The organism is Streptomyces saintjeani (assembly GCF_055409605.1).
Window position 1 is genome coordinate 4,005,186 of the sequence record NZ_CP189624.1, and the last position, 11,658, is coordinate 4,016,843.

Annotated in this window: 9 protein-coding genes; 5 read left to right on the top strand and 4 right to left on the bottom strand. The window is 70.2% G+C overall.

Features of this window, described 5'->3' with window-relative positions; all coding sequences use genetic code 11:
* The first annotated feature begins 35 nt into the window (after positions 1–35).
* Both ACQCO7_RS18070 and ACQCO7_RS18075 read left to right on the top strand, forming a co-directional pair.
* Positions 36–539, top strand: a complete 504-nt coding sequence (locus ACQCO7_RS18070) for a glutathione peroxidase (RefSeq protein ID WP_464072819.1) — start codon at positions 36–38, stop codon at positions 537–539.
* 158 nt (positions 540–697) lie between these two features.
* Positions 698–1,573 (top strand): MerR family transcriptional regulator, encoded by an 876-nt coding sequence (locus tag ACQCO7_RS18075; protein ID WP_464072820.1) that lies wholly within the window; start codon positions 698–700, stop codon positions 1,571–1,573.
* A gap of 139 nt (positions 1,574–1,712) precedes the next feature.
* On the opposite strand, the gene ACQCO7_RS18080 is transcribed toward ACQCO7_RS18075, so the two are convergent.
* The 3 genes from ACQCO7_RS18080 to ACQCO7_RS18090 form a co-directional block, all read right to left on the bottom strand.
* Positions 1,713–1,898 carry a DUF397 domain-containing protein gene (locus tag ACQCO7_RS18080; RefSeq protein WP_464072821.1) on the bottom strand — a complete coding sequence of 62 codons (186 nt, stop codon included), beginning with the start codon at positions 1,896–1,898 and terminating at the stop codon, positions 1,713–1,715.
* A 170-nt stretch (positions 1,899–2,068) separates the two neighbouring features.
* Positions 2,069–2,950 carry a helix-turn-helix domain-containing protein gene (locus ACQCO7_RS18085; RefSeq protein WP_010350067.1) on the bottom strand — a complete coding sequence of 294 codons (882 nt, stop codon included), beginning with the start codon at positions 2,948–2,950 and terminating at the stop codon, positions 2,069–2,071.
* Positions 2,951–3,353: 403 nt separating this feature from the next.
* Complete coding sequence (locus ACQCO7_RS18090) at positions 3,354–4,115, bottom strand: GOLPH3/VPS74 family protein (protein WP_464072822.1); 762 nt, start codon at positions 4,113–4,115, stop codon at positions 3,354–3,356.
* A 932-nt stretch (positions 4,116–5,047) separates the two neighbouring features.
* Here ACQCO7_RS18090 and ACQCO7_RS18095 point away from each other — a divergent pair.
* Positions 5,048–7,612, top strand: a complete 2,565-nt coding sequence (locus ACQCO7_RS18095; protein WP_464077229.1) for a D-alanyl-D-alanine carboxypeptidase — start codon at positions 5,048–5,050, stop codon at positions 7,610–7,612.
* A gap of 182 nt (positions 7,613–7,794) precedes the next feature.
* Complete coding sequence (locus ACQCO7_RS18100) at positions 7,795–9,705, top strand: MFS transporter (protein ID WP_464072823.1); 1,911 nt, start codon at positions 7,795–7,797, stop codon at positions 9,703–9,705.
* A gap of 32 nt (positions 9,706–9,737) precedes the next feature.
* On the opposite strand, the gene ACQCO7_RS18105 is transcribed toward ACQCO7_RS18100, so the two are convergent.
* Positions 9,738–10,607, bottom strand: coding sequence for a hypothetical protein (locus ACQCO7_RS18105; RefSeq protein WP_464072824.1), 870 nt, complete (start codon positions 10,605–10,607; stop codon positions 9,738–9,740).
* A 90-nt stretch (positions 10,608–10,697) separates the two neighbouring features.
* On the opposite strand from ACQCO7_RS18105, the gene ACQCO7_RS18110 reads away from it, so the two are divergent.
* Positions 10,698–11,486 (top strand): SDR family oxidoreductase, encoded by a 789-nt coding sequence (locus ACQCO7_RS18110; RefSeq protein WP_464072825.1) that lies wholly within the window; start codon positions 10,698–10,700, stop codon positions 11,484–11,486.
* Positions 11,487–11,658: the final 172 nt, after the last annotated feature.

An 11,658-nucleotide genomic window follows, 5' to 3' on the forward strand; every position in this document is an offset into this window, starting at 1 on the left:
CGGAGGACCAACCCCGCGGAGTTAGCATCCGAAGCATGACTAACAACGCCACCTCCCCCCTCCAGGTAGAGATCGACTCCCTCAAGGGCGGCTCCGCGGACCTCTCCCAGTACGCCGGTCAGGTCGTCCTCGTCGTGAACGTCGCCTCCAAGTGCGGGCTCACCCCGCAGTACTCGGGTCTGGAGAAGCTCCAGGAGCAGTACGCGGCGCAGGGCTTCACCGTGCTCGGCGTCCCCTGCAACCAGTTCATGGGCCAGGAGCCCGGCAGCTCCGAGGAGATCGCGGAGTTCTGTTCCGCGACGTACGGCGTGACGTTCCCGATGACCGAGAAGGTCGAGGTCAACGGGGAGAGCCGGCACCCGCTGTACGAGCGGCTCGTCGGGTTCGCCGACGCGGAGGGTCACACCGGCGACATCCGCTGGAACTTCGAGAAGTTCCTCATCGGCCGGGACGGCTCCGTCGTCGCCCGCTTCTCCCCGCAGACCGAGCCGGAGTCGACGGACGTCGTCACGGCGGTCGAGGCACAGCTCGCGGGCTGAGCCAGGCGCGTCCCTCTCAAGTACCCCGGTATGACGTACCCGGGTATGACGTACCTCGGTATGACGTACCTCGGTACTACCCCCCTTGACCTTCCCCCAAGGTCAGACCCGAGCCTCCTCCCACCGGACGACCCCGTCCGGTGACGGAGGATGGCGGGATGGACGAGGGACTCATCGGCATCGGCGCCTTCGCGGCACGCTCTCGCCTGTCCGCGAAGGCGCTGCGGCTGTACGACCGGCTGGGCCTGCTGCCCCCGGCGCGCATCGACCCGGCGAGCGGCTACCGCTACTACCGCGCGGACCAGATCGAACGCGCCCGCCTGGTCGCCCTGCTGCGCCGCCTGGACATGCCGCTCGCGCGGATCGCCGGGATCGTCGAGGCGGACGGCACGCAAGGTGCCGGGCTCCTGGACGCGTACTGGTCCGAGGCCGAGACCCGCCACGCCGAACGGCGCGCGCTCGCCGGCTACCTCCGTCGTCGTATGACCGGAAAGGGCCAGGAGATGGCTGACCTGTACGACGCGTTCACGGTCGAACTCGTGGAAGTCCCCGAGCAGTTGCTGATCACCGAGACCCGGCACATCCTCGCGGACGAGCTGCCCGTGTGGATCCCGGCGGCGCTGGGCCGGCTGGAGGAGGCGGCGGCCGGCTGCGGCGGCATCGCCGGGCACCCCTTCGTCGCGTACCACGCGGAGTCGTCGATGGAGAGCGACGGTCCCGCCGAGGCGTGCGTACCCGTGGCGGACGCCGGAGCGGCGCGGACGTGGGTCGCGGGACAACCCCGTACCCGTCATACCCGTACCCGTCTGGAGCCGGCGCGGCGGCTGGCCGTCACGCGGGTCACCAAGGCGCAGGTGGCTCACCCCCAGATACTCGCGGCGTACGAGGCCGTGGAGGCGTGGATGCGGCGGGAGGGGTGGGAGTACGACGGCCCGTGCCGGGAGGTGTACTTCACGGACTGGGACGCGGCGGGGGCACAGGATCCGGTGTGTGACGTGGCGTTCCCGGTGCGGCGGGAGACGACAGCGCCCTAGGGCTGGGCCCACCAGGCCCGGGCACCGGACGAACGGGCACAAGCCGAGCCCCCTCGGCAAGGACGGCGATACTCGTCGAGAGGGCTCTCGGTGGTGCTTGTTCAGTTACTCGGCCGACTCAACTGCCTGACGGGTTCTGCTACTTGACCGACTCCACGAAGACGGTCCAGGCCGTGGCGGGGAACGCCAGGGCGGCGCCCTCGGGGCGCTTCGAGTCGCGGACGGCCAGCGCCGCGGCGGGCGACCTGACCTCCACGCACTCGCCGTTCCCGACCGAGTACGAGGACTTCGTCCACACGTGCGTGGCGCTCTGACGAATTGCCATCTCTGCTCCAGTGGCTGGTTGTCTTCGCGCCAACACCGTTGATCGCTGGCGCAATTCGACGCTACTGGGAGACCCCACCCCGGGGGCCAGTCATTCACCCGACCTGGTGGCATATTCCGGGAAAACCTCACGCTGGAGCGCAACAGCCCTGTACAGTGCGGCCTTTCGCCTCAGCGCGCGTACTCCTTCGCGATGGACTCGATGGTCTGGCCGGACACCTCGACGTTCATGGCCTGCGCCCGCAGGTGCTCGTACATCAGGGCGTAGATCTGCACGTCGTGGTGCTTCTCCAGGTACAGGTCGCTGGTGACGCCCTCGATGTAGACCACGCTGGAGTCGGCGAGTTCGGCGAACTCCAGGATCGAGTAACCCCCGTTGAGCCCGGGGTGCGCGCCGGCGTCGAAGGGCAGCAGCTGGATGGTCACGTGCGGCAGCTTGCCCAACTCCAGCAGGTGCTCCAGCTGTTCGCGCATCACCCGGCGGCTCCCGACGGTCCGGCGCAGGACGGCCTCGTCGATGACGACCCACAGCCGTACCGGCTCCTTGACCTCCCCCGTGACGGGGTGGATCTGCTCGCCGAGCCGCCCCTGCCGGCGCAGCCTGACCTCCACCCGCTTCTCGATGTCCTCCGCCGAACTCTCGGGCAGCGCGCCCTTGATGACGGCCGCCGCGTACTCCGGCGTCTGGAGCAGCCCGGGGATGACCTGGGGCGAGTACGTGCGCAGGCTGGACGCGTCGTCCTCCAGGCCGATGTACACGCTGTACGGGACGTCCTTGAACGCGTACCACCAGCCCTGCTGGCGGGATTCGCGCGCCATCTGCATGAGCGACTCGACGACGCGCTCGTCCTCGATCTCGTAGACCCCGCACAGGTCGCGGACGTCCCGGGGGCTGATGCTGCGCCGGCCGTTCTCCAGTCGGCTGATCTTCGACTGCGAGACCAGCAGGCGTTTGGCCACCTGCTCGGCCGTCATGTTCTTCGACTCGCGGAGCCTGCGCAGTTCCAGACCGAGACGCCGACGACGCACGGTGGGATTGGTGTTGGACGGCATGAGACGTGCACCTCCGGCTGGATGCCTGTTGATACTTTGCGTATCTGCTGCTGAGCAGACTGCCACCAACAGGCTTATTACCGCTGGGAAACCACGGATATGCCAGCCAGGCCCGCAAGTTCGGGGATACTGGTGGATTGCGCGTGTTCAACACCGCTTCAACTCCACGCCGGGGCACCTGTTTTCGGACATGCGTCCGCGCGGGGCGGCGTACCGTTTCGCCTTGACGGTCGAAACGGACACACCACCCCGCGCGTGCGCGCGGCTCCCGAACGGGTCGGTGGGGCGCGGAGTTACGACTCCGGGGTTACCACCTCCGGGGTAGGACCCCGGAGCTACTACCCGAGAGTTACGGCCATGGTGGTAGCCGTACGCGTCTGCGGCTGCGTCGTAGGACTGCGGCTCAGTGGGCCACGACGCGCGCCATGGTGGTCCGGCGTGGCTGCGCCGGGACTCCATGGGCCGCTGCTTCCGCGCTCGCCCTGGCGGGTGGCGCGGCCTGGCGGCCGGCCGGTGCCGGGGCGGGCCGGCGCGGCTGGACGGCCACGCCGTTCTGGACGTCCATCACGGCGTGCGCCACGAGGCCGCCCATCGGGTCGTGCCTGATCAGGTCCCGTAGCCGGGAGCGCGAGGAACGACCCTCGTTGCCCGGGTACAGGTGCTTGCCGAGGCCGACCGCGTGCGCGAGCGCCGCGAGTGCCGCGGTCCGCGGGTCCGGCGGTACGCCGGTGCGGATCGCGGAGTCCAGCCGGGACCTGATCTCCCGGCTGATCGCGTTGTCCGTCGCCTGATAGCGAGTCGTCGGCAGCACCCCGCACATCTGGCCGGCCACGGCATGCACCATGCCGCACCGCTCCAGATGAGAGAGGTACGTCTGGCGGAGCCCCAGGCGGGGCCCGCCGATCCAGTGGACCGCGCGGACCGGAGCGCCACGACGGCGCAGCAACTCCAGTGCGTGGTCCAGTGTCGGATCACCTGTCGGCCGTGGTGCCACCACGGCGATACGATCCCCGTCAGGGGCTATCCGTCCGGCCAGCGCCAGCTCCACTAGCTGTGCTCCGGCCAGACCGAGGTCGAGCGACTGCGGCTGTGCGGTGGTACCCGTGGTCGGGTCCAACGCCAGCAACAGAAGCTCTTCCGGAAGAGTTCTGCGGCTCCTGCCCATCCATGCCTCCCCGCGTGGATGACAGACAGGGTGACCCCTCTCACATTCATCTGTCGAGGGTGCGTGACCTGTTTGTAAGGGAACCGGCAGGTATGTCGTTCTCGTCTACCGCAGGGGCCAAGCGCTCCACACAGGACACTGGTACACGGTTCGGACAGTGCCGAGGCGCCGTCCGGGTACGGGGTGTTGGTGGCCAGGTACGCAGTACACGGTTCGTTTCGTGCCGTACGTCAGCCCGTACGGCATATGAGGAGGCATCGGTGGCGGGCGAGTCCCCCGACAGGTCGAAGCAGCACGAGTCGTCACGACCGACGCAGGGTTCCGGTACGCCGGTTCCCGATCCCCGGGTCTCGGTGGGGGGCGGGGCCGAAGGGGGGGTGGATCTGGCTACGCGGGTGCTGATGTTGCCGAAGGACGGGGGCGCCGGGGAGGCCGGGGGTTCCGGGGCCGCCGAGGCGGGCGAGGACTCCGGCGGGGCCGAGGAGGGCGAGGACTCCGGGGTGACCGAAGCGGCCGAGGCCGCTGAGGGTTCCGGGCGCGCCGAGCAGGCCCGGGGTACCGGGGAGGCGCAGGGTGTCGAAGAGGGTGCGGTGAGTACTCAGGACCGGGGGGCTTCGGGTGCCGAGGTGCGCGCCGAGGGTGTCGGCGCGGTCGAGGAGGCGGGCACCGAGAGTGGTGACGCCGACGCTTCCGGTGACGATGCCGATCAGGCCAGTGTCCGTGAGGGTGACGGCGGGACTGGAGGCCGTTCTGGGGGCTCCGGGGAGACCGGGAGCGGGTCCGGGACGTCCGGGGGCGTGAAGGGCGCCCAGGGGGCGCCTGGGGGCGCCGAGGGGGGCTCGGGGCGGGGCGGTTCGGCTCGCGGCGCGGGTGAGGGTGCGGGGGAGGCGGATTCCGGGGGGTCCGGGGAGCGTCGTACGGCTGCGGATGCCGTGGCGGCGGACGCGTACGACGATGACGACGCCGACTCCCGCCAGGGAAACGCCGGTTCGGCCGACGAACAGGACAACTCGCCCGAGGACGCGACGAATTCGTACGCCGATGGCGCGCCGACCTCGAAAGCCGATGGTGAGACGGTCGACTCGCCGACACGCAAGGCCGGTTCAGTGGACACCGAGTCCAAGTCCCTGACAGAGAACGCCGGTTCCCGCACCGCCGAGGACACCGAGCCCGGCGAGGAAACCCCCGCCGCCGACAGCTCGCCCACCGGCAACACGGACTCCGGCGACAACTCGCCCGCCAGCAAGGCCGATCCCGGCGACGCGGAGGCCAAGTCCCCGAAGAGCGACGCCGATTCGGGCAGCGCGAAGAACACCGAGCCCGACGAGTCACCCTCCGGCGACAACTCCCCCGCCGACAAGGCCGATCCCGTCGAAGCCGACACCGACTCGGCTTCCACCAAGGCCCGTTCCGACGACGCCGACCCCCTCGACCAACCGACCGCGATCTTCAAGGCCGTACGCCCGAAGCCGAACGTCGACCAGCCGACGACGATGCTGAAGCTGGGCGACGTGGGCAAGCCCGCCACCACGAACCCCGGAAAACCGGACGCCGCCGAGGGAACCACGGGCGAAGCCGCCGGCGCCGCCTGGACGATGGCCGCCACCACGAAGCCGGACACCGGGGGGAAGCCCGGCACCACCGGCACCGCGAACGCCACCGCAGGCACGGACGCGACCGAGAAGCCCGGCACCGCCGAGACCACGGACACCGCCCCGAAGCCTGGCGGCGCGGGCAAAGCCGGCACCGCCGGGCCGGCGAGCGACCCCAAGGGCGCGGCCGGGAAGACGGATGCTGCCGGAAAGGCCGACGCCTCCGAGGAGACCGGCCCTACCGGAAAGACCGGCCCCGCCGGGAAGACCGAAGGCTCCGGAATCGCGGGCGGGTCGAAGAAGCCCGGCACCACCGGCACCGCGAACGCCACCGCAGGTACCGGCGCAGCCGCGAAGACCGGCGCCGCCGAGTCCACCGACGCCGCCTCGAAGCCGGGCGACGCCGGGAAGCCCACCCCCGCCGGCAAGCCCGGAGCCGGCAAGGCCCGTACCGCAACCGGCGGTGAGGCCGAAGCCGAGCGGACCAGCAGGTTCGTCGCGCTGAGGCCGCTGGACGACCCGGCCGGCCGTAAACCGCGTAGCTCCACAGGGGCAGAGTCGACCGCCACCACCGCCGTACCCCAGGTCGGCCCGGAGCGGACCACCCAGCAACCCCTCCCGCCGAAACCGCCGTTGGACCTGCTGGCGGAGCTGACGAACACGCCCCCGCCGCCGCCCACCCCGCTGCGCGCCCTCGTACGGCGGCTGAAGATCTGGACGCCGCTGGTGCTCCTGCTGGCGGTCGTGTTCGCGATCGCGCAGATGGTCCGCCCGCTGCCGAAGCCGTCGCTCGACCTGACGGCGAAGAGCGTCTACACCTTCGGGGGCGGCAAGGTCGGTATCCCGTGGCCCGCGCAGGGCCAGGCCGCGCTGGACGTACAGGGCGTGGGCACGTTCGGCTCGTCGGGCCAGGAGAAGCCGGTCCCGATCGCGAGCGTCGCGAAAGTGATGACCGCGTATCTCATACTCAAGGACCACCCGCTGAAGAGCGGCGAGGACGGCCCGAAGATCCCGATCGACCAGGCCGCCCAGGACCAGTCGAACGCGGGCCAGGAATCGACCGTGAACGTCACGAAGGGCGACGCGATCACCCAACGCGAGGCGCTGGAAAGCATCCTGATCGCGTCGGCGAACAACGTCGCCCGCCTGCTGGCCCGTTGGGACGCCGGCTCGGAGACGGCCTTCGTCGAGAAGATGAACGCCGCCGCCAAGGACCTGGGGATGACGAACACGACGTACACGGACCCCTCGGGCCTGAACGACACGACCGTCTCGACGGCGATCGACCAGGTGAAGCTCGGCAAGGCGGCGATGGAGCAGCCCGCCTTCCGCGAGGTCGCGGCGATGATGTCGTACACGGACTACAAGGGTGAGTACCACTCGAACTGGAACGGCCTGGTCGGCAGGAACAAGGTCGTCGGCATCAAGACGGGTACGACGACCTCGGCGCTGGGCAATCTGATGTTCGCCGCGAAGAAGGAGGTCGGCGGGGAGACCCGGACGATCATCGGCGCGGTCGTCCGGCAGCCCGCCGGCGGCCCGGAGAACACGATCCTCAGCGCGGCCCTGGACTCCGGCGACAAGCTGATCCGCGCGGCCCAGGACGTCCTGACGTCGGCGACGATCCTGAAGAAGGGCGAGGTCGTCGGGTACGTGGACGACGGCCTCGGCGGCCGTACCCCCGTGGTAGTCACGCGGGACGTCACCGCGGTCGGCTGGTCCGGGCTGAAGGTGAAGCTCTCCTTCGTCGCGGGTGATCTCCCGCACACCGCGAAGGCGGGTACCCAGGTAGCCACCCTGACGGTCGGCGACGGCGGCTCGGCGAGCGCCGTGAAGGTACCCGTAGCTCTCCGGAGTGAGTTGGCGGAACCCGGCTTCGGCGCGAAGCTGACCCGCGTCGGCTGACCCGGCACGCTCCCCGCAGCCCGCCGGCCAGTACCACCCGGTCCTGGTCGGCGGGCTGCGTGCTAGCGTCACGAAACGGACACAACTCGACGGCCGCTCACCCTGTGGTCGTAACCCTGCGGTCTTACGGGAAGCCGGTGGGGGACGAGAAGAAGAAGACGGGACACGGGGAGTGCCTACAGGTGGCCACTGCGGAGCCGACACGCGACGACACCGGTCCGGGCCGAGGCCCCGGCCCGCGAATACGGCTGCCCGCGCCGCAGTCCGGCTCGCATGACCGGCTCGGCCAGGGCGGCGGGAAGACGCGGGACCCCGAGGTGAGCACCCGTCTCAAGGACCGTCTCCGGGCCCGCCTGGACGCCCGCTTCGGCACCCGCCTCGACCTCCTGCGCGCCTGGCTGACGAACCACCTGGTGCTCTCCATGACCGTCCTCTCGGGCGGCCTGCACCTGCTCTGGTTCTTCACGTTCGCGAACAGCGGCGGCGACCTGGCGGCGCAGGACGCGTGGGCGGAGTTCGTCGGCCGCCACCCCGACTCCGCGTACAACCTCGCCTGGTACGGCGGGATGCACCCGGTGTCGTACAGCATCATCTCGCCGTACCTGATGTCGGTCCTCGGCGTGCGGACGACGATGATGATCGCCGGGACGCTCTCGGCGGGCCTGCTGACGTTGATCCTGCTGCGCTCGCGGCCGGTGAAGAACCCGGCCTGGCCTGCGCTGATAGGAGTCGTCGCGTTCCTGTGCAACGCGGCGAGCGGACGCGTCACCTTCGGCCTCGGCAACATGTTCGCGCTGGGCGCGGTGGCCGCCGTCTTCTGCTGGCCGCACAAGTGGCGCCACAAGCGCTGGGCGAAAGCCCTGGTCGCGGCGCCGCTGGCCGCGCTGGCGACGATGTCGTCACCGGTCGCGGGACTCTTCGTAGGACTCGTGGCGGTCGCCCTGTTTTTGCAGAAGCGACGCCCGGGCGCGTGGGCGCTGGGCATCGCGCCGGCCATCGTGGTCGGCGTCTCCGCGTGGCTGTTCCCCTTCTCCGGGACGCAGCCGATGTCGATCGGGTCGGCGTCGCTCCCGTTCATCTACTCGGTGATCGTCTTCCTCGCCGTGCCGAAGGACTGGAAGACGGTCCGGATCACGGCGGCGGTGTACGGGCTGTTCGTGCTCGGCGTGTGGATCGTCAGCTCGCAGATCGGCTCCAACATCACCCGGCTCGCGATGCTGTTCGGCGGGGTCGTGGTGGCGTGCGCGCTGCCGTTCGCGGTGCCGCGCAGCCGCAAGTGGTACGCGCTGGTGATCGCGACGGTCGGGTTCGTGGTGTGGGTCGGTTTCAAGTCGGTCGACGACGTCGTCCGTACCACTCCGGCCGCCTCCTGGGCGCGCGAGCTGGCGCCGCTGGTGAACGAGCTCCAGCAGGTCGGCGCCGGGAAGGGGCGGGTGGAGGTGGTACCCGCGCGCTCGCACCGGGAGGCGTCCGCGCTCGCGCCGTACGTGAACCTCGCGCGCGGGTGGAACCGGCAGGCCGACATGAAGCGCAACCCGCTCTTCTACGACGACACCCTCAACTCCGCGAACTACCACGAATGGCTCAAGCGCTGGGCCGTGCACTTCGTCGTCGTACCCAAGGACGCCCCGGACGGGGACGGTGCCGAGCGGGAGCGCGAACTGGTCCAGCGGGGTCTCCCCTACCTGAAGCAGATCTGGGGCGACGCCAACTGGCAGCTCTTCCGGGTCAACGACCCGGCGCCGCTCGCCGAGCCCGACGCGGTGGTCCAGCGCGCCGAACAGGGCGAGATGACGATCGACGTGAAGCGGGCCGGGCGGGTCCTGGTCAAGATCCCCTACTCCCCCTGGCTGAGCGTCGTCGACGCGCAGGGCAAGAGCCTCAAGGCCCCCCAGGAGACCGAGGCGTCCAAGCACCGCGAGGAGGGCGAGCCGAAGGTCTACGAGAACCTCCACGGCTGCCTCTACGAGACGGAGGAGGACACGGAGGGCGACAAGTGGACGATGCTGGTCGCCCCCACGGCGGGCATCTACCGGCTGGCGGCGCCCTACCAACTGCCCCGGGGGACGCCGTGCCCGGACGAACTCAAGTAGCACTCAGGTAGTCCGGTACCCGTACCCGAGAGCTAGCGCAGCTCGGAGACGTAGCGGTCGGTCCCCGGCACCGTCGGGATGAAGGGGGCCACCAGCTCCACCCTGCCGAGGCCCGATTCCTCCACCCGGGAGCCGAGTCCGGCGTAGTGGTCCTGCCAGACGTCCCGGGGGTCCTGTTCGAGGAACCACAGGAGGGTCAGGCGGGTATCGGTGCCCTCCACCTGCTTCACGTACGCCATGCGGTCGACGGGCAGCGGGGTGGGCCGGAAGATCGTCACCAGCGCGGCGGGGGACCCCTTCAGGGCGCGCGGGAGGTGGCGGGTGCGGAGCCAGTGGAGGAGGTCGGTGCGGCGCTCGGGGGTCTCGGCGTCGATCACCTCCAGGATCAGCCCCTGGTAGGGGTGGTCCAGGGCGTGGAAGTCGCGGGGACCGGCCGCGCCGTCGCGGTAGACCGTCGTCTCGTGGTCCTGGAACGCCGTGAAGACGTGGGTGCGGTCCTGGTAGACGCGGGCGTCGTGGTTGAGGCGGCGGTTGATGGCGACGGTCCAGCGCATGTGGTCGGCGTAGCGGCCGTCGGTGATCCAGTAGGTGGAGAGGTAGCACCCCAGGGTGACGGGCTGGGCGACCGCCGACTTCTCGGGGTAGCGCAGGAGCTGGAGGTCGCGGGTGGCGACCCAGCGGCGGCCCGCGTACATCCAGGGCATCGCCATCGCGCCCGCGTAGAAGTGGTCGTCCTCGTACCAGCGGTTGTAGGCGTACTCGTGGCCGGGGTGCGGTTCGACCATGGTGATCAGGGCGTGGCCGGGGCGGACGCCGTAGGGGCCGGTGGCCGCCAACTCGGCGTAACGGGCGCTGGATTCGGCCTCACCCGAAGTGGTCCCGCTGGTGCCGGTCTCGTTCATGTGCGTTCCCCTTTCCTGCGCGCTCGCCCATACTCTGACGGTCCGTCAGACAATGCGCCAGCGTCAGGAAGCGGCCATCAGGGAGGGTTCGTGTCTCTGCTCACCGGCAAGACCGTCGTCGTCTCCGGAGTCGGCGCGGGACTGGGTCACCAGGTCGCGGCGGCCGTCGTACGGGAAGGGGGGAACGCGGTGCTGGGGGCTCGGACCGAGGCTCAACTGGCCAAGTCCGCGCGGGACATCGACCCCGGCGGGGCGCGCACCGCGTTCCTGTCCACCGACATCACCGACGAGCAACAGTGCGCCGCTCTGGCCGAGTTGGCGGTGTCGCGGTTCGGCGGGATCGACGCCGTCGTCCAGGTCGCCGCCTGGGACTCCTACTTCGGGGGTGTTCAGGACGCCGACTTCGAGACCTGGCGGTCCGTCATGGACGTGAATCTGCTGGGGACCCTGCGGATGACGCGGGCCTGTCTGCCCGCGCTGAAGGAGGGGGGCGGGGGCGCGGTCGTGTTCATCGGGACGCAGTCGGCGGTGGCGGCGCCCTCGCAGGTGAAGCAGGCGGCGTACGCGGCGTCCAAGGGGGCGCTGACGAGCGTGATGTACTCGCTGGCAAGGGAGTTGGGGCCGTACCGGGTCCGGGTGAACACCGTGTTGCCGGGGTGGATGTGGGGGCCGCCGGTGGAGGCGTACGTGCGGTTCACGGCGCAGGCGGAGGGGGTACCCGAGAGTGAGGTGCTGGGGCGGCTCTCGGGGCGGATGGCGCTGCCGGAGCTGGCGACGGACGGGGACGTGGCGGACGCGGCGGTGTTCCTCGCGTCGCCCCGGGCGCGGGCGATCACGGGGCAGTCGTTGCTGGTGAACGCGGGGGAACTGATGCGCTGAGCGGTGCCCTCTCCCGCCAACTCGGCGTTCACGTACAGGAATTGAGGTCACCTCACCGAACGATTTTACTTCCCCTTGACCCTCCTTGCGCTTGCCGTGAGCACACCATCACACCCAGAGTTCACATGCCTGCCCTGCCTGTCTGCTGCGAACTCCCACGTTGACGGCGAAC

Bases quoted from the DNA above. Each gene is read 5' to 3' on its own strand.
- ACQCO7_RS18070 (WP_464072819.1), top strand. From the start codon at position 36: ATGACTAACAACGCCACCTCCCCCCTCCAGGTAGAGATCGACTCCCTC.
- ACQCO7_RS18075 (WP_464072820.1), top strand. From the start codon at position 698: ATGGACGAGGGACTCATCGGCATCGGCGCCTTCGCGGCACGCTCTCGC.
- ACQCO7_RS18080 (WP_464072821.1), bottom strand. From the start codon at position 1,898: ATGGCAATTCGTCAGAGCGCCACGCACGTGTGGACGAAGTCCTCGTAC.
- ACQCO7_RS18085 (WP_010350067.1), bottom strand. From the start codon at position 2,950: ATGCCGTCCAACACCAATCCCACCGTGCGTCGTCGGCGTCTCGGTCTG.
- ACQCO7_RS18090 (WP_464072822.1), bottom strand. From the start codon at position 4,115: ATGGGCAGGAGCCGCAGAACTCTTCCGGAAGAGCTTCTGTTGCTGGCG.
- ACQCO7_RS18105 (WP_464072824.1), bottom strand. From the start codon at position 10,607: ATGAACGAGACCGGCACCAGCGGGACCACTTCGGGTGAGGCCGAATCC.